The sequence below is a fragment of the Mycolicibacterium neworleansense genome (assembly GCF_001245615.1).
Taxonomy (GTDB): Bacteria; Actinomycetota; Actinomycetes; order Mycobacteriales; family Mycobacteriaceae; genus Mycobacterium; species Mycobacterium neworleansense.
Map to the genome: position 1 here is coordinate 51,921 of NZ_CWKH01000001.1, position 16,371 is coordinate 68,291.

Below are 16,371 nucleotides of genomic sequence, written 5' to 3' on the forward strand. Positions count from 1 at the left end.
GCATGACAGGTGTGGTGGTGACAGGTGCAGCGTCGGGAATCGGGCGAGCCAGCGCGGAGGCGCTGATCGCGGACGGGCGGCGGGTTGCGTTGTGGGACATAGCTCCCGAGGTTGGCGACGTGGCCGGTGCCTTGGGCATGCCCTCGACGGTGATCGACGTGTGTGACACGGGTGCCTTGCCGGCTGCGGTCGAGGAGGCGGCCCAGGCGCTCGGCGGCATCGACGGCCTGGTGCACGCCGCGGGCCGGGTGCTGCCCGAACCTGTGGGCGCCTACACCGAGGAGTCCTGGGACGCGGTGCTCGACGTGAACCTGCGCGCGCAGGCGCTGTTGGTCCAGTTGCTGTTGCCGTACCTGGAGAAGGCCGCGGCCGACGGCGGGGCGCCCTCGGTGGTCGGCATCTCGAGCATCGAGGGCCTGGCCGCCAACCCGTTCATTCCGGCCTACTGCGCCTCGAAGGCCGGCCTGCTCGGGATGACCCGGTCGATGGCTGCCCAGTTGGGCCCGTTGGGAATTCGGGTCAACGCGGTGTGTCCGGGCTTCATCCACACCCCGATGCTGCAGATCGCGCTGGATGTCGAGGAGATCCGCGCAAGCTTCGAACAGGCCGCACCGCTGGGCCGGCTCGGTCAGCCCGACGAGGTCGCCGCCGCCGTGGCGTTCCTGATGTCGCCGAAGGCGTCGTTCATCACCGGCACACAGTTGGTGGTGGACGGCGGGGTGACCGGCCGTCACGCGTGAGCGACGGCCCGCCGGTCCGATGGCAGCAAGCTGACGCTGATGCTCGAAACCGCTGACACCGCAATCAGATACCACGCGATTGCATCACTGGAGTGGGTCGAAGTGTAGAGCGCGGCGGCGACGGTCGGCGCGAACGCCGAGCCCAGAACCTGGGACAGTGTGTAACCGATCGACATCCCGCTGTAGCGCACGTCGGTGTCGAAGACGAGGCTGAACAACGCCCCGGTGACGCCGGCCGCCGGCGCCATCGCCAGGCCGAACACCAGCACCAGGGCGAGGCCGAACAGCACCGGATCGCCGGTGTTGATCAGCGCGAATGCCGGGAACGCCGACAGGCCCATGAGCAGAACGCCCAACAGGAAAAGGCGCTTGCGGCCCACCGAATCCGACCAGGCGCCGAACAGCGGGTAGGCGACCACTGCCACCAGCGCGGCGATGAATACGCCGAAAAGTGCGGAGCCTCGGCTGATTCCGGCTGCGGTGGTCGCGTAGGACACCAGATAGGCCACGCAGATGTAGGCGAACACACCTTGGGACAGGTAGGCGCCGGCCACCAGGACGATCTGGCGCCAGTGCCGCCGCAGCGCCTTGACGACGGGCATCGAGGAGATCCCCGAATCCTCACGGATGGCTGCGAATTCGGGGCTTTCGGTGAGCTTGAGCCGGATCACCAGGCCGATCGCGATCAACACCGCGCTGAACAGGAAGGGCAGCCGCCAGCCCCAGGTGAGGAACTGCTGGTCGGACAGCTGGGAAGCCAGGAAGAACGCGAGGGTGGCCGCTGCCGTCCCGGCCGGTGCGCCCATCTGCGGGAACGATCCGTAGAACCCGCGCCGTTCCGGGCCTGCGTGTTCCACCGCCATCAACGTGGCCCCGCCCCACTCACCTCCGACGGCGAAGCCCTGACACAACCGCAGCACCGTCAGCAGGAGCGGGGCCGGCAGACCGATCTGGGTGTAGGTGGGTAACAACCCGATCAGCACGGTCGAAACGCCCATGCCGACAAGGGAGTACACCAGCATCCGTTTACGGCCGAGCCGGTCGCCGAAGTGGCCGAACACGATGCCGCCGAGCGGCCGGGCGATGAACCCGACACCGAAGGTGGCGAACGACAGCAGCACTCCGGCTGCTGGTGAGGCCTGTGGAAAGAACAGTTTGGGGAAAACCAGCGCGGCCGCGGTGCCGTAGATCAGGAAGTCGTAGAACTCGACTGTGGTGCCGATGAAACTGGCGACCGCGACCCGCAGCGGGGTCACCCGCGAGGCCATGGCCCGGTGCTAGTCGCTGGCAGGCAGTGGCTTGGCCTCTTTGAGGCTGAGCGCGGTGGTTCCGATCGACAGCGTGCCGGTCCCGGCCTTGGTCACGAGCACCTCGGCGCCACCCTCGTCGACGTAGCGCTTGCCCATCAGGTTGCCATCGGAGAACGCCGCGTCGATCGTTGCGCCCGAGTCCTTTTCCTGGTCGAGCGGGACCATGGGCACGCCTCCGGCGCGGAGGTCGTCGAGGCTGTCGGCGCTGCGGACCACGATGACCTGGGTGTCGCACACCTGGCTCTGGAGGCGGGTGCCGTTCTTGATCATGCTGACTCCTTCGAGATGGGTGCGAGTTCGTCGACGAGTTGGCGGCGCAGCACCTTGCCGGTCGGGTTGGTGGGCAGTTCATCGCGGAACACCACCCGGTCGGGGGTGCGGGATCCGCGCAGTTGCTTGCGCACATGATCGCGCAGTGCGTCCGGGTCGGGCGAAGCGCCCTCGACAGGTACCACGACCGCGACGATGATCTGCCCCCACTGCGGGTCTTCGGGGCCGACCACGGCCACGTCACGGACCTCAGGATGTTCGACGAGCACGTCCTCGATCTCAGCCGGGGCGATGTTCTCCCCGCCGCGGATGATGGTGTCGTCGGAGCGCCCACCGATGAACAGATAGCCGCCTTCGTCGAGCATGGCGACATCCTTGGTGGGGAACCAGCCTTCGGCGTCGAGCACCGAGCCGATGTCGGTGTAGCGGCCCGACACCTGCTCGCCACGCACGAACAGCTCACCGGTCTCGCCCGCGCCGAGCACGGTGCCGTCGTCGGCGCGGATCTGGACCTCGATACCGGGCACCACCTGACCCACCGAGCCGAGCCGGCGGGCGGCGGCCGGGTCGTCGGCGGCCAGCGCCTCGCGGGGGTCGTCGGGTCCCAGAACCGCGATGGTGGAACTGGTTTCGGTCAACCCGTAGGCGTTGACGAAGCCGACCTCTGGCAGCAGTTGAAGGGCTTTGCGGACCAGCGGCAGCGCGACCTTGGAGCCGCCGTAGGCGAGGTTGCGCAGGGTGGGCAACTGCAGGCCGGCCGACTCCAGGGCCGTGACGATGCGGTCCAGCATGGTCGGCACCACGGTGGCCGACGTGACGCCTTCGCTGCGGACCAGCTCGACCCATCTGTCGGCGTCGAAGTGGCGCAGGTACACCATCTTCCGGCCGGCATACAGGTTGGACATCGCCGCGCTGACCCCTGCGATGTGGTACGGCGGGACGCAGATCAGGGCGGCATCTTCCTCTGCGGCCGAGGCGAATTCGACCGTGCTGGTGATGTAGCTGGTCAGATTGTTGTGGGTGAGCTCGACGGCCTTGGGACGCGAAGTGGTGCCCGAGGTGAACAGCACGACCGCGACCGCGTCGGGGTCGGCGAACTCGGCCGCGGGTTCGGCGGTGCGCGCCGCGGCCAGGAACTCCTCGGAGGTCATCACCTGCTTGCCGGCTCCGGCGACTACGTCGGCGTATTCGGCATCGGTGACCACCAGTGGCTCGGGCAGTCGTTCGATCAGTTCGTGCAGACCGTCCTTGCTGAGTCGGTAGTTCAGCGGCGTGAAGGGGACGGCGGCACGGGCCGAGGCGAACAGCAGCAACGGCAGCAGCGCGCCGCCGGTGCCGACATAGGCCACATGGGCCGCTCCAGAGGCGGCGATGACACCGGCGCCACCGTCGGCCAGGCTGCTGAGTTCCTCGGTCGTCAGGCGGAGATCGTCGGACACCAGTGCGGTGCGGTCGGGTCCGCCCGAAACCGCCATCTCCAGCAGCAGCGAGATGCTCATAGGCCCTGTCCCGGTGCGTCGATGAAGATGTCGATGATCGGATCGTCCCCGCCGCCGTAACGGGAGAGGTCGGTGACACCGGAGGCGGTGAGCACCTCCGAGTCGACGAAGGTCTGCCCGTTCACCTCGGCCGCCGGACGCGACAGGATCTCTACCGCCGCATCCGCCATGATCTCGGGGCTGCGGGACGACTGCGCCAGGTTCTGCCCGTCGGCCAGGTTCGTGACCGCAGAGGTGACGATGTAGGTCTCGGGCCACAGGCAGCTGAATCCGATTCCGGAGTCGGCGTATTCGGCGGCCCAACCCAGTGACAGCAGCGTCATGCCGTACTTGGACAGGGTGTAGGACGGGTGCGCACCCAGCCAGTAGGGGTTCATGTTCATCGGCGGGGCCAGCGTGAGCACCTGTGCGTTCGCGGATTTGCGCAGGTGCGGCAGCGCGGCCTTGGTGAGCAGGAAGGTGCCGCGGATGTTGATGTCCATCATCAGGTCGAACTTCTTGGCCGACAGCGACTCGGTGGGGTCGGTGGAGATGGCGCTGGCATTGTTGATCACAATGTCGACGCCGCCGAAGTGCTCGACCGCCGTCTCGATCGCGCGGGCCACGTCCTCTTCCTTGCGCACATCGCCCACCACCGCGACGCCCTTGCCGCCGGCGGCCTCGACCTCGGCGACGGCGGTGTGCACGGTCCCGGGGAGTTTGGGGTGGGGTTCTGCGGTCTTGGCCAGCAGCACCACGTTCGCTCCGCGACGGGCCGCGCCGAGCGCGATCGCCAGCCCGATACCGCGGCTGCCGCCGGAAACGACCAGCGTGCGATCGCTGAATGACTCTTGCTGGCTGGACATGGTCCTCCTCGTTCAGCGCAGCGTTAACAGTGCGCCGTTGTCAACCGTACCCAAATGGTATTGGCATTCTCATTTTTAGCAAGTGTCGTAATCGTCGGGCGCGACGGCCGGGGAATCGGCGTCGACCAGACCTGTTCGGTCTCGTCGCGCGATGCCGTCGGTGCGCAGGTCGGAGCACTCCCGGCCAGTACAGCCGCTACATTTCCACCACGCGGTATTGGCATTCTCATTTTTAGCAAGTACGTTATCCACTGATGAGCGAGCAAGTTGTACCTCCGGTACAGACCCCATCTGGCATCCCGCTGGCGCCCGTCTACGGACCGAGCGACCGCGCGGTCGAGCCGCCCGCGCCCGGGACCTATCCCTTCACGCGTGGCAACTTCGCGTCCGGTTACCGCGGGAAGACCTGGACCTTCCGGCAATACTCCGGTTTCGGCACCGCCGAGGAATCCAACCGCCGCTACCGCTACCTGCTCGACCAGGGCGGGACGGGTCTGTCGGTGGCGCTGGATCTGCCCACCCAGTGTGGCTACGACTCCGATGACGAAGAGTACGGGGAAGAGGTCGGTCGCGTCGGCGTTGCCGTGGACACTCTCGCCGACGCCGAGATCCTGTTCGACGGCATCCCGCTGGGCAAGATCAGCACCAGCTTCACCATCAACGGCACCGCCGCCATCCTGCTGGCCTTCTACGTGGCCGCCGCGGAGAAGAAGGGTGTGCCGCGCGAGAAGCTCACCGGCACCATCCAGAACGACATCCTCAAGGAATACGCCTCGCGTGGCACGTGGATCTGGCCGCCGGAGCCGTCTCTGCGGCTGATCGCCGACACGATCGAGTTCTGTGCCGCCGAGGTGCCCCGGTTCAACGCGATCTCGGTGGCGGGCGCGCACTTCCGCGACGCGGGTGCCAACGCCGTGCAGGAGATGTCGTTCACCCTGGCCGACGGTGTCACCTATTGCGACACCGTCGTCGAACGCGGCCGGATGACGATCGACAAGTTCGCCCCGCAGATCTCCTTCTTCTTCTACACCCACGGTGACTTCTTCGAGGAGATCGCCAAATACCGGGCCGGCCGACGCCGTTGGGCCACGATCGTGCGGGAGCGCTACGGCGCGACCACGGACAAGGCCTCGATGTTCCGGTTCGGCTGTGTGGCGGGCGGGGCGTCGTTGTACGCCCCGCAGGCGCAGAACAACCTGGTGCGGGTGGCCTACGAGTCGCTGGCCGCGGTACTCGGCGGCGTGCAGTCGATGTTCACCGCCGCGTGGGACGAGCCGTTCGCCCTGCCGAGTGAGGAGTCCGCGACGCTGGCGCTGCGGACCCAGCAGATCCTGGCCTACGAGACCGGTGTCACCAAAGTGGCCGACCCGCTGGGCGGTTCGTACTTTGTGGAGGCGCTCACCGATGCCACCGAGGCCAAGATCATCGAGATCATGGACGACCTGGAGAAGCACGGCGGCATGGTGCGGTGCATCGAGGATGGCTACCTGCAGGGCCTGATCGCCGACGAGGCGTTCAAGATCCACCAGGAGGTCGAATCGGGGGAGCGGCCGGTCGTCGGGGTCAATCGATTTGTCACCGACGAGCCGGCACCCGACATCGACACCTACGAGCTCGACGCCGAGGGTCGCGATCTGCAGCTCAAGCGGCTGTCGAAGGTCAAGGCCGAACGCGACGACGTCGCGGTGAAAGAGACTCTGGCCGCGTTGGCCAGGGGTGCCGAGGGCGACGACAACTTGATGCACCGGTTGATCGACTGCGCCAATGCGTATTGCACAGTGGGAGAGATGGTGTCGACATTGAAGTCGGTGTGGGGCGAGTTCCAGCAGCCGGTGGTGTTCTGATGGCAACCCGAGTACTGGTCGCCAAGCCCGGTCTGGACGGCCATGACCGTGGCGCCAAGATCGTCGCCCGCACCCTGCGCGATGCCGGATTCGAGGTCATCTACACCGGTATCCGGCAGCGCATCGAGGACATCGTCTCGATTGCACTGCAGGAAGACGTTGCGCTGGTCGGACTTTCGATCCTCTCGGGTGCGCACGTGGCGCTGACCACGCGCACCGTCGAGGCGTTGCGGGCAGCGGATGCCGGTGACATCGCCGTCGTCGTCGGCGGCACCATCCCGCAGTCCGATGTCCAGAAACTGCTGGATGCCGGTGCGGCTGCGGTGTTCCCGACGGGAACATCGCTCGAGACGCTGGTGACCGATGTTCGTGCGCTGACAGAAAAGGTTTCAGGCTGATGCGTCTCGGTGTGATGATCGGAGCCGAGCGCGGCGATATGGCCCGCAAGGTGTCCAAGCTGGTCTCCGATATCCAGTGGGCCGAGTCGGCCGGCCTGGACAGCGCGTGGATGCCGCAGGTGCCCAACGATTTCGACTGCCTGACGATGGTCGCGTTGATGGCGGCCAACACGACGCGTATCGAGCTCGGCACCGCAGTGGTGCCCTTGCAGGCGCAGCATCCGATCGCGCTGGCCCGTCAGGCGCTATCCGTACACGCCATGTCCGGCGGCCGGCTGGCCCTGGGCGTCGGGCCCTCGCACCACTGGATCGTGCGCGACATGCTCGGACTGCCCTATGAGAAGCCCGCGGCGTACACGCGGGACTATCTGCAGGTGTTGAACACCGCGATTGCCGGCCCCGGACCGGTTGATGTGGAGAACGATTCGTTCACCGTGCACAATCCGACCGTGCTGGCGGCCGACACCCCGATGCCGGTGCTCGTGTCCGCGCTGGGCCCGGTGATGCTGCAGATCGCCGGCGAGCACGCCGACGGGACCTCGCTGTGGATGGCCGACGAGAAGGCGATCGGTGAGCACATCGCACCGAAGATCAACAAGGCCGCCGCGGAAGCGGGGAAGCCCGCGCCGCGCATCGTGGCCGGCATCCCGGTCACCCTGTGCGCCAACTCCGAGATCGAGGCCGCCAAGGAGCGGGCCAACCGCATCTTGGCCGAGGCCGAGACCTCGCCGAACTACCAGCGGCTGCTGGACCGGGGTGAGGCCCGCAATGTCGGTGATCTGTGCGCGGCCGGCGACATGGATCAGATCCTGCGTCGATTCCAAATGTTCGCCGACGCCGGGGTGACCGACCTGTCGGTGCGCTTGTTGCCGATCGGGGAGACGCGCGACGAGCTGATCGCGTCGAAGTACCGGACGCGTGAGGTGATCGCGGAGCTCGCGAAGGCTGTACGGTGAGTTCTGCTTCGGGTCCTCTGGCGGGCATCCGCGTCATCGAGGTCGGCGTCATGCTGGCGGGTCCGTACGCCACCATGATGCTGGCCGATCTGGGTGCGGAGGTGATCAAGGTCGAGCCGCCCGGCGGCGAGATCTCTCGTCAGGTCAGCGACAGTTATTTCGCCAGCCTCAATCGGGGCAAGCGCAGCATCTGCCTCGATCTCGCCTCGGAGGCCGGTCAGGCGAAACTCGCCGAGCTGGTGGCTGATTCTCATGCGCTGCTGGTGAACATGAAGCCGTCGGTGATCCGCCGGCTGGGCCTGACGTATGAGAATCTGCAGCGCTTCAATCCCAAGATCGTCTGTGTCGCGATGACGGGATTCGGGCTGGACGGGGGAGACGACCCGGCGTTCGACTACGTCATCCAGGCCGCCACCGGCGTAGCCGCGATGACCGGCGACCCCGACGGCCCACCGACGCTGCCCGGCTATTCCTCGGCGGACAACTCGACCGGCCTGACCGCTGCGCTGGGCCTGCTGGCGATGATCGTCTCGGGCAAGGGCGGCCAGGTGGATGTCTCGCTGCGCGACGTGATGCTCTCGCAACTGAACTACCGCGCGTCGGCCTATCTCAACGACGGTGCCGAACCGCGCCGCCACCCGTTTGGGGCGCATTCCTATTACGTACCCGCGCAACTGTTCCCGACGGCCGAGGGCTTTCTCGCGTTGTTCATCACCCACGACGGCTTCTGGAAGTCGTTCGCCGGTGAGGCGGGTGTCGAGGGGTTCGAGACGATGGCCGAGCGGGCTGCCCGGCGCGACGAGGTCTTGAATGTGGTGACCGCCGCGCTGGCGACCGATACCGCCGCGGGCTGGGAGTCTCGGCTCAAGCCGTTGGGGATTCCGGCGGCCGCGGTCCGTACGCTGCCGCAGGCGCTGGACGCCACGCCTGAGGTGCTGGTTCGCGCAGGCGATTTCCGGTTGGTGGGTAGTCCGGTGCATGTCACCGGCTATACGCCCGACTACCGGCCAGCGCCGGTGTTCGATGAGTACAGCCAGCCCGCTCAGTCTTCGTCGTAGGAGACCGTCACCGAATTGCAGTCCGGCACCGCCTGGCACGTCAGCACGTAGCCTTCGGCAACTTCGTCGTCGTCGAGCGCGTCGTTGACCCGCATGGTGGCGGTCCCCTCGAGAAGCTTGGCCATGCAGGTGCCGCAGTTACCGGCCTCGCACGAGAAGGGCGGCGTCATCCCGGCCCGGCGCGCACTCTCCAGCAGGGTCTCGCCCGGCCTCCGCGGCACCGACAACTGCTCGCGGTCGAACACGATCGTGACCTTGCCGTCCGCGTCGCTGCCGGCCATCGGTTCTGCGGTCATGAGACTCCCCTGTGCAAGTACGTTCTGATAGGAAGAGAATACCATTCTCGTTAACTGATAGTATCTTCTCGGTGTGCTCGATGCCCAGCGGAGCCCGGGGAAAGGGGTTGGATCTTGAGTGACCCCACCGTGCTCGCGTTCGAGGATCGTGAGTACACCCTGGCCGAACTCGACGCGCTGACCAGCGGAATGGCCACCGAGTTGGAGCGCAGGGGTGTCCGGCCGGGCGATCGGGTCGCCATCATGTCGTCCAACCGGCCCGAGTTCGTCGTCGCGCTGCGCGCGATCTGGGGCCTGGGGGCGGTGGCCGTGCTGATCAGCCCGGCCTGGAAAGAACGCGAGGTGGCCCACGTCCTGGCGTTGACCGCGCCCAGCCATGCGGTGGGCGACCACGAGGTGCTCGCCGCGCACATGCCGATGCTGCACCTCGACGAGCCGATTACGCCGGGCCTGCGGCAGTTCGATCCGCCCGGCCCGGACAGTGACGCGCTGTTCGCCTTCAGCTCGGGAACCACGGGCCTGCCCAAGGCGGTGCGGCACACCCATCGCGGATTCGCCGCGGCCATCGAGCACTGGCGTGACGCCCTGGGGTTCACCAGTGCCGACCGCATGCAGATCATGACGCCGCCGTCGCACATCCTCGGCCTGCTCAACATCGCCATGGTGCTCGATACCGGCGCCTGGATGCGGCTGCACCGGCGCTTCGACGTCGACACCATGCTGCGTCACATCGAATCCGATCGCATCACCATCGAAATGGCCGTGGCGCCAATCGCTTTGGCGCTGGCCGCCCACCCCGATCTGGGCCGCTACGACCTGTCGTCGCTGCGTTACGTGATGTGGTGTGCCACCCCGGTGACCCGCAGCGTCGCCGAAGCCGTCACCGAGCGGGCCGGGATCCGGTGGCTGACCGCCTACGGGACCACCGAACTACCGGTGATCGCGTGTAATCCGCTGGGCGCCACCCGCATCGACACGGTCGGCACCCCGGTGCGCGGGGTGGGCGTGCGCATCGGGGACGACGGCGAGATCCAGGTGCGATCGGACTCCGTGATGGCCGGCTATCTGCCGAAGGACGCCACCGCGGGCGCATTCTGCGACGGCTGGTACCGCACCGGGGACATCGGCTACCTCGATGACGACGGCTATCTGCACATCACCGACCGCTCCAAGGAGATGGTCAAGGTGCGCGGCTTCCAAGTGGCGCCGGCCGAGGTCGAGGCGGTACTGCACGGCCATCCCGCGGTCACCGACTGCGCGGTGTTCGGTGTGGCCGATACGGCCGACGGCGAGTCCATCGTGGCCGCCGTGACGACACATTCTGCGGTGTCGGCCGAGGAACTCATCGACCTGGTCGGTGAGCGGCTGGCCTCGTACAAGCGGCCCAGCCGCGTGGAGTTCGTAACCGAGATACCCCGGTTACCTTCCGGAAAGGTATTGCGACGAGTGCTGAAGGAGCGGCATGGACGTTCGTCTGACGTCTGAACAGCAGCAGCTGCGAGAGGCCGCAGCGAAACTGGCCGATGACCTCGGACCGGATGCGGTCGGAGAATTGTCGGATGAGGGCCGGATCGCCCGGTTGGAAAGCACGGTCGCCGCAACCGAGTGGCGCACCCTGCGTTCCGACGGCGCCTCCGGCGTGGAAGTGGCGATCATCGCCGAGGAGTTCGGACGCGGTCTGGTCGACGTGCCGTTCCTCGGACCGGTGCTCGCCGACGACCGCAGCTACACCGAGGAACACGAATGGGTGCTGATCGCTCCCGGCGCTGCCCTGCCGGACACCCCGGTGCGCGTCGGCATCACCTCCGTCGCCGCCGCAGCACTCGCGGTCGGCGTCGACGAAGCCGCCACCGCCGGTGTGGATCTCACCCGCAGCACGGTGGGTGTGGTGGAATCGCCCGCCGAGCTCGGTGAGCTGTCGAGCGAGGATGCCCTGCGATGGCAGGCTCTGGCGCTCACAGCCACCAGCGCCGACCTGGTCGGCGCGGCCCGCGGCGTGCACGCGCTGGCTGTCGACTACGCGAAAGTCCGTGAACAGTACGGTTCGACGATCGGCTCCTACCAGGCCATCGCGCACCTGCTGGCCGAGGGGCTCGCCCTGATCGAGGGCTCGATCAGCGTGCTCCGCCACGCCGCATGGGCAGTCGACGAACTGCCCGCGGAAGAAGCCGTCCGGGCCGCCAAGATCGCCAAGGTCTACTGCGCCCGCGCCGCGCGCACCGTCTGCGAGACCGCGATCCAGGTGCACGGCGGTATCGGAAACACCTGGGAATGCCTGGCGCATGTGTATCTGCGCAGGGTTCTGACATCCACCGAATTGTGGCCCGTCGCACTGGAGGACATCGATCTTGGACTTTCGTGATTCACCTGAGGAAGCTGCCTTCCGGGACCGGCTGCGGACCTGGTTGGCCGACAACGCCGCGTCCTTCAAGGCGTCCGGCGACGATTACTGGGCCCGGATGGGGGAGTGGCATCAGGCCCTCTATGCCGCCGGGTTTTTCGGTACGTCCTGGCCCAAGGAGTTCGGTGGCCAGGACCTGGCTCCGGTCTACGACGTCATCGTCGATGAGGAGCTGGCCCGGGCCGGTGCACCGCCACGACCCAGCCTCGGCTACCTGGTGGTCGGGTTGGGCCATCACGGCAGCAAGGAACTGCAGCAGCGGTTCCTGCCGGGGATGATCAACGGCACCGAGCGCTGGTGCCAAGGCTTTTCGGAGCCCGGTGCCGGTTCGGACCTGGCTTCGTTGACCACGACGGCCACCCGCGACGGCGACAACTACATCATCAACGGACACAAGATCTGGACCAGTTACTCCGACGTGGCGGACTGGTGCCTGGTGCTGGCCCGCACCGACAAGGAAGTCGCCCGGCACAAAGGCATCTCGGCGTTCATCGTCTCGATGCACCAGGACGGCATCGAGCAGCGGCCGTTGCAGATGATCAACGGCGTCACCACGGAGTTCGGCCAGGTGGCGTTCGACGGTGCGGTGGTGCCGGCCTCGAACATGGTCGGTGAGCCGGGCGACGGTTGGCGCCTTGCCATGACCGTCGTCAGTCATGAACGTGAACCGTCGACCCTCGGTTATTCGGCGCGCTACGGAAAGCTGGTGCGCGAGATGGCCGCTCGGGTCGAGAGCGCGGGCGCCAAGGTGCCCGAGGATCTGGCCTGGGCCGGGGTGCAAGCCGAGATGCTGCGCCTGCATGTGCGCCGCCGGCTGTCCGAACAGCTCGACGGGCTCAAGCACGGCCCGGAGGGCTCGCTGGACAAGCTGCTGATGACGTGGGTCGAGCAATCCGTCGGGCATGCCGCCCTGTCGGTGACCGGCACCAGCGATCCCGAACTGCTGAGCGCGTATCTCTACAGCCGCGCCCAGAGCGTCATGGGTGGCACGTCGCAGATCCAGAAGAACATCATCGCGTCACGAATCCTCGGGCTGGGAGTCTAGATACATGTACGGAATGCCGGACGAAATCGATGTGCGGGCAGACGGTGCGCTGCGCATCATCACACTGAACCGCCCCGATGCGCTCAATGCGGTCAACGACAACTTGCACGTCGGGCTCGCGCGGCTGTGGGAGGCGCTCAACGAGGACGCCGACGCGCGCGCGGCGGTGATCACCGGTGCGGGACGGGCGTTTTCGGCGGGTGGCGACTTCAACTACCTCGACGAGTTGCGGCGCGACGAAGCCTTGCGGCAGAAGACGATCAAGCACGGACGTGATCTCGTCATCGGCATGGTGCGTTGCCGCATCCCGGTCGTCGCCGCGGTGAACGGACCGGCCGTCGGGCTCGGCTGCAGCCTGGCCGCGCTGTCCGACGTCGTCTACATGGCCGAGAACGCCCACTTCGCCGATCCGCACGTGCAGATCGGGCTGGTGGCCGCCGACGGTGGTCCGCTGGTGTGGGGCTCGCAGATCAGCCTGTTGCAGGCCAAGGAGTTTGCGCTCACCGGGGTCCGGATCAAGGCCCAGCGGGCAGTCGAACTGGGCCTGGCCAATCACGTGGTCGAGGACCCGCTGGCCGAGGCGATCGCATGCGCGAAGAAGCTCATCGATCTGCCCAAGCAAGCGGTCGAGGCCACCAAGCGATTGATGAACATCCAGCTGGAGCAGCAGGTGATGGCATCGCTGGATTACGCCAACCTCGCCGAGTACGTCTCGTTCGGAACGGCTGACTTCAACCGGATCGTGGACGGGCTGATCGCCAAGAACTGAATCCTTCTGCACCGCTCACCCAGCACCGCGAGCGTGCAGTTAGCTCGCGGTGCAACTAGAAGGTGAGGGCCTCAGAGCGCTGGACGGTGCCGGTGACCCCGCCGGCATCTTGACCGGCCAGGCGTACGGCTGCGAGTCCCATCGCCTCGGGCGGTTCGACCATCTCCGGCGGGATCTGCAGCCCGCTGCCCCCGGCTTGCCAACCCTCGGTCAGCACCACGCGGGACGGGCTCAGGCAGTTGACCGCGATGTTGTCCTCGCGCAGATCAGCGGCAAGGCCAAGGTAGAGCCGTTCGGCGGCGGCCTTGGAAATCCAGTAGGCGTTGGCCCCGTGCTCGACCATGTCGACGCCGGTGGTGGTGATCGCGATGAGTGACCCGCCGCCGCGTTTGCGGACCTGCGGGATGACGGCCTTGGTCACCAGGAACACTCCGGTGAGGTTGACGTCCAGGCACAACTGCCATCGTTTGAGTGGCGTGGTTTCCACCGGGCCGAGCCACAGCACACCGGCGTTGGCGACGAGGATGTCGATGCCGCCGAACTCCGAGACCGCAGCGGCGACAGCCTTGTTCACCGATTGCTCGTCAGTGACGTCGCAGGAGACCGGCAGCGCCCGTCCGCCTGCCTCGTTGATGGCCGCGGCCACCGAGCCGATCGTGCCGGGCAGCTTGCCCGGTTGTTCGGAGCGGGCGGCCACGGCTACCGCGGCACCTTCGGCGGCCAGTGCGGCCGCGATCGTTGCGCCGATGCCGCGGCTCGCCCCGGCGATGAAGGCGACCTTTCCGCTCAGGTTGCCGGTCGTCCCGCCACGGTGGACCGGCGCGTCATGCACGTTGGTCATGAACCGAGTGTGCATGAAATGTTGGGCAGTACCGGCGTTTCCACCAACAGACGCGCACGCTCGCGGGGCAGGGCGGAAGTCATCTACTTGGGCGGGAAGCGCAATGCCCCATCGAGACGGATGATTTCGCCGTTGAGGTAATCATTTTCGATGATGCTCTGCGCCAGTTGGGCGTACTCGACCGAGCGGCCCATCCGCTTGGGGAACGGTACCTGCGGCCCCCAGTACTGCTCGAGCTGATCGGCGGCCTTGCCGTAGGCGGGGGTGTTGATGGTGCCGGGGGCGATGGTGCAGACCCGGATGCCCAGCGGTGACAGGTCACGCGCGGCGACGAGCGTCATGCCCAGCACGCCACCCTTGGCAGCCGAGTAGGGGAGCTGCCCGATCTGGCCTTCATATCCAGCGATCGAGGCGGTGTTGACGATGACGCCGCGGCCGCCTTCCTCCAGCGGTTCGGTCTTGGCGATCGCCGCGGCGGACAGTCGCATCACGTTGAACACGGCGGTGAGGTAGAACTCGATGGTCTTCTTGAAGCCGTCGAGATCCAGCGGGGAGCCGTCCTTGCCGACCAGGCGCCCGCCGGCGGCAGGGCCGCCATGGGTGTCCACCGAGATGCGGAGAGGGGCGAGGGCTTCGGCCTCTGCGATGGCGGCGAGCACCGATTCCTCGGAGGTGGCGTCGGTAGGCACGTAGCGCACGCCCAGCTCTTCCTCGAGCTTGGCGCCCTTCTCATCGGCCAGGTCCGCGACGACCACCTTGGCGCCCGCTGCCTGCAGCCGGCGGACGGTCGCCTCACCCAGACCACCCGCGCCGCCGACGACGATCGCGGAACTACCGGCGATTTGCATACGGTTCCCCTTCTTGCAACTGAGACTCTCTGGCTGAGAGAATAACATTCTCTTACCGGGTAAACCAGGGAGCAGATCAATGCCTGAAGCCGTCATCGTGTCCGCATTGCGTACCCCCATCGGCACGGCCAAGAAGGGCACGCTGCGCGACACCGACGCGTACGCGCTGGCTGACCACGTGGTGCGTGCTGCGGTCGAGGACCTCGCCGGGCACGGCACCGTCGGAGTCGACGACGTGATCCTGGGCGAAGGGCTCTATGGCGGCGGGGTCATCGCGCGCCATGCGGCCATCACCGCCGGCCTCACCACCGTCCCGGGGGCGGCCGTCAATCGGCACTGCGCCGCCGGCCAGGCCGCCGTGCAGAGCGCCGCGGCCAGCATCCGCGCCGGGATGGACCGGTTGGTTCTGGCCGGCGGGGTCAACTCGGCCTCCACCTCACCGCGGTTCATCCGCGCGGCCAGCAGCGCCAAAGATGCCGAGTGGGTGAACTGGTTCCCGCCCACCCATCCCGACCGACCGGACGCTCCGAACATGGACATGTCGATCACGGTCGGATGGAACGCGGCCGTCAAGGCCGGGGTGAGCCGCGAGGAGATGGACCAGTGGGCGTTGGGCTCGCATCTCAAGGCCATCGCCGCGATCGACGAGGGCCGGTTCAAAGAGGAGATCGTTCCGATCCAGACACCGCACGGGCTGTTCGACACGGACGAGCATCCCCGCCGCGACACCACGCTGGAAAAGCTGGCCGCGCTGAAACCGCTGCATCCCGAGATCGAGGGATTCTCCATCACCGCAGGCAATGCCTGCGGTGCCAACGACGCCGCCGCACTGCTGACCATCGCCAGTGACGAGCTCGGCCTGCCGGCCCTGGCCACCATCAAGTCCTGGGCGTCAGTGGGGGTGGATCCGGCCTCGACCGGGCTGGCCCCGGTCGAGTCGATCACCAAAGCCCTTGACCGGGCCGGGCTTTCGCTGTCGGACGTGGACCTGTTCGAGATCAACGAGGCCTTCGCGTCGATGTGTGTGGCCACCATCAAGCTTCTCGACATCGACCCCGAGATCGTGAACGTCAGCGGCAGCGGGTGCTCATTGGGGCATCCGGTGGCTGCCACCGGGGCACGCATGCTGGCCACCATGGTCCATGAGTTGCGCCGGCGCGGCGGCGGCATCGGCGTGGCCGCGATGTGCGCGGGCGGTGGGATGGGCTCGGCGACGGTCATCGAGGTGCCCGCACCGTAGTGTCATCGCTG

17 protein-coding genes are annotated in these 16,371 nt (G+C 67.1%); 10 read left to right on the top strand and 7 right to left on the bottom strand.

Translation table 11 applies throughout. The features are described from left to right. The first annotated feature begins 2 nt into the window (after positions 1-2). The gene (locus tag BN2156_RS00260) at positions 3-740 is read left to right on the top strand and encodes an SDR family NAD(P)-dependent oxidoreductase (protein WP_090509035.1); all 738 of its coding nucleotides are present in this window, start codon (positions 3-5) and stop codon (positions 738-740) included. On the opposite strand, the gene BN2156_RS00265 is transcribed toward BN2156_RS00260, so the two are convergent. From BN2156_RS00265 to BN2156_RS00280, 4 genes are read right to left on the bottom strand one after another with little or no spacing between them, the layout of a single operon-like run. Then, the gene (locus BN2156_RS00265; protein WP_090509038.1) at positions 731-2,008 is read right to left on the bottom strand and encodes an MFS transporter; all 1,278 of its coding nucleotides are present in this window, start codon (positions 2,006-2,008) and stop codon (positions 731-733) included. The genes BN2156_RS00260 and BN2156_RS00265 overlap by 10 nt on opposite strands. Positions 2,009-2,017: 9 nt before the next feature. Continuing rightward, the gene (locus tag BN2156_RS00270; protein ID WP_090509040.1) at positions 2,018-2,320 is read right to left on the bottom strand and encodes a hypothetical protein; all 303 of its coding nucleotides are present in this window, start codon (positions 2,318-2,320) and stop codon (positions 2,018-2,020) included. Further along, on the bottom strand, positions 2,317-3,819 hold the full coding sequence (locus BN2156_RS00275; RefSeq protein ID WP_090509041.1) for a class I adenylate-forming enzyme family protein: 1,503 nt from the start codon (positions 3,817-3,819) through the stop codon (positions 2,317-2,319). Before BN2156_RS00275 ends, BN2156_RS00270 begins: the two co-directional genes overlap by 4 nt. After that, the gene (locus BN2156_RS00280) at positions 3,816-4,664 is read right to left on the bottom strand and encodes an SDR family oxidoreductase (RefSeq protein WP_090509043.1); all 849 of its coding nucleotides are present in this window, start codon (positions 4,662-4,664) and stop codon (positions 3,816-3,818) included. Before BN2156_RS00280 ends, BN2156_RS00275 begins: the two co-directional genes overlap by 4 nt. Before the next feature lie 254 nt (positions 4,665-4,918). Here BN2156_RS00280 and BN2156_RS00285 point away from each other — a divergent pair, with 254 nt between their 5' ends. The 4 genes from BN2156_RS00285 to BN2156_RS00300 are packed head-to-tail and all read left to right on the top strand — an operon-like array spanning position 4,919 to position 8,920. Next, the gene (locus tag BN2156_RS00285) at positions 4,919-6,508 is read left to right on the top strand and encodes a methylmalonyl-CoA mutase family protein (RefSeq protein ID WP_090509046.1); all 1,590 of its coding nucleotides are present in this window, start codon (positions 4,919-4,921) and stop codon (positions 6,506-6,508) included. After that, complete coding sequence (locus BN2156_RS00290; protein WP_090509048.1) at positions 6,508-6,906, top strand: cobalamin B12-binding domain-containing protein; 399 nt, start codon at positions 6,508-6,510, stop codon at positions 6,904-6,906. The genes BN2156_RS00285 and BN2156_RS00290 overlap by 1 nt, the downstream gene beginning before the upstream one ends. Then, on the top strand, positions 6,906-7,862 hold the full coding sequence (locus tag BN2156_RS00295; protein WP_090509050.1) for an LLM class F420-dependent oxidoreductase: 957 nt from the start codon (positions 6,906-6,908) through the stop codon (positions 7,860-7,862). The genes BN2156_RS00290 and BN2156_RS00295 overlap by 1 nt, the downstream gene beginning before the upstream one ends. Continuing rightward, positions 7,859-8,920, top strand: a complete 1,062-nt coding sequence (locus BN2156_RS00300; RefSeq protein WP_090509052.1) for a CaiB/BaiF CoA transferase family protein — start codon at positions 7,859-7,861, stop codon at positions 8,918-8,920. Before BN2156_RS00295 ends, BN2156_RS00300 begins: the two co-directional genes overlap by 4 nt. Here the strand turns inward: BN2156_RS00300 and BN2156_RS00305 are convergent. Then, complete coding sequence (locus tag BN2156_RS00305) at positions 8,905-9,216, bottom strand: 2Fe-2S iron-sulfur cluster-binding protein (RefSeq protein ID WP_162490694.1); 312 nt, start codon at positions 9,214-9,216, stop codon at positions 8,905-8,907. The genes BN2156_RS00300 and BN2156_RS00305 overlap by 16 nt on opposite strands. Before the next feature lie 114 nt (positions 9,217-9,330). Between BN2156_RS00305 and BN2156_RS00310 the strand changes: the two genes are divergently transcribed. Genes BN2156_RS00310 through BN2156_RS00325 form a run of 4 tightly spaced genes read left to right on the top strand, consistent with a single transcriptional unit; the run spans position 9,331 to position 13,431 of the window. Beyond that, positions 9,331-10,701, top strand: a complete 1,371-nt coding sequence (locus BN2156_RS00310) for a class I adenylate-forming enzyme family protein (protein WP_162490695.1) — start codon at positions 9,331-9,333, stop codon at positions 10,699-10,701. Then, positions 10,679-11,578 (top strand): acyl-CoA dehydrogenase family protein, encoded by a 900-nt coding sequence (locus tag BN2156_RS00315; RefSeq protein WP_090509058.1) that lies wholly within the window; start codon positions 10,679-10,681, stop codon positions 11,576-11,578. Before BN2156_RS00310 ends, BN2156_RS00315 begins: the two co-directional genes overlap by 23 nt. Further along, positions 11,565-12,662, top strand: a complete 1,098-nt coding sequence (locus tag BN2156_RS00320; protein WP_090509060.1) for an acyl-CoA dehydrogenase family protein — start codon at positions 11,565-11,567, stop codon at positions 12,660-12,662. The genes BN2156_RS00315 and BN2156_RS00320 overlap by 14 nt, the downstream gene beginning before the upstream one ends. A gap of 4 nt (positions 12,663-12,666) precedes the next feature. Then, positions 12,667-13,431, top strand: a complete 765-nt coding sequence (locus BN2156_RS00325; protein ID WP_090435024.1) for an enoyl-CoA hydratase/isomerase family protein — start codon at positions 12,667-12,669, stop codon at positions 13,429-13,431. 55 nt (positions 13,432-13,486) lie between these two features. On the opposite strand, the gene BN2156_RS00330 is transcribed toward BN2156_RS00325, so the two are convergent. Together BN2156_RS00330 and BN2156_RS00335 are read right to left on the bottom strand one after the other, a co-directional pair. Further along, the gene (locus BN2156_RS00330) at positions 13,487-14,272 is read right to left on the bottom strand and encodes an SDR family NAD(P)-dependent oxidoreductase (RefSeq protein WP_090515268.1); all 786 of its coding nucleotides are present in this window, start codon (positions 14,270-14,272) and stop codon (positions 13,487-13,489) included. Between the two features lie 83 nt (positions 14,273-14,355). Next, positions 14,356-15,120, bottom strand: a complete 765-nt coding sequence (locus BN2156_RS00335; protein ID WP_090509062.1) for an SDR family NAD(P)-dependent oxidoreductase — start codon at positions 15,118-15,120, stop codon at positions 14,356-14,358. Between the two features lie 79 nt (positions 15,121-15,199). On the opposite strand from BN2156_RS00335, the gene BN2156_RS00340 reads away from it, so the two are divergent. Next, positions 15,200-16,360 (top strand): thiolase family protein, encoded by a 1,161-nt coding sequence (locus BN2156_RS00340; RefSeq protein ID WP_090509064.1) that lies wholly within the window; start codon positions 15,200-15,202, stop codon positions 16,358-16,360. Positions 16,361-16,371: the final 11 nt, after the last annotated feature.

Excerpts from the sequence above, each read along its gene's own strand:
- BN2156_RS00260 (WP_090509035.1), top strand. The coding sequence starts at position 3 with ATGACAGGTGTGGTGGTGACAGGTGCAGCGTCGGGAATCGGGCGAGCC.
- BN2156_RS00265 (WP_090509038.1), bottom strand. The coding sequence starts at position 2,008 with ATGGCCTCGCGGGTGACCCCGCTGCGGGTCGCGGTCGCCAGTTTCATC.
- BN2156_RS00270 (WP_090509040.1), bottom strand. The coding sequence starts at position 2,320 with ATGATCAAGAACGGCACCCGCCTCCAGAGCCAGGTGTGCGACACCCAG.
- BN2156_RS00275 (WP_090509041.1), bottom strand. The coding sequence starts at position 3,819 with ATGAGCATCTCGCTGCTGCTGGAGATGGCGGTTTCGGGCGGACCCGAC.
- BN2156_RS00280 (WP_090509043.1), bottom strand. The coding sequence starts at position 4,664 with ATGTCCAGCCAGCAAGAGTCATTCAGCGATCGCACGCTGGTCGTTTCC.
- BN2156_RS00285 (WP_090509046.1), top strand. The coding sequence starts at position 4,919 with ATGAGCGAGCAAGTTGTACCTCCGGTACAGACCCCATCTGGCATCCCG.
- BN2156_RS00290 (WP_090509048.1), top strand. The coding sequence starts at position 6,508 with ATGGCAACCCGAGTACTGGTCGCCAAGCCCGGTCTGGACGGCCATGAC.
- BN2156_RS00295 (WP_090509050.1), top strand. The coding sequence starts at position 6,906 with ATGCGTCTCGGTGTGATGATCGGAGCCGAGCGCGGCGATATGGCCCGC.
- BN2156_RS00305 (WP_162490694.1), bottom strand. The coding sequence starts at position 9,216 with ATGACCGCAGAACCGATGGCCGGCAGCGACGCGGACGGCAAGGTCACG.
- BN2156_RS00315 (WP_090509058.1), top strand. The coding sequence starts at position 10,679 with ATGGACGTTCGTCTGACGTCTGAACAGCAGCAGCTGCGAGAGGCCGCA.
- BN2156_RS00325 (WP_090435024.1), top strand. The coding sequence starts at position 12,667 with ATGTACGGAATGCCGGACGAAATCGATGTGCGGGCAGACGGTGCGCTG.
- BN2156_RS00330 (WP_090515268.1), bottom strand. The coding sequence starts at position 14,272 with ATGACCAACGTGCATGACGCGCCGGTCCACCGTGGCGGGACGACCGGC.
- BN2156_RS00335 (WP_090509062.1), bottom strand. The coding sequence starts at position 15,120 with ATGCAAATCGCCGGTAGTTCCGCGATCGTCGTCGGCGGCGCGGGTGGT.
- BN2156_RS00340 (WP_090509064.1), top strand. The coding sequence starts at position 15,200 with ATGCCTGAAGCCGTCATCGTGTCCGCATTGCGTACCCCCATCGGCACG.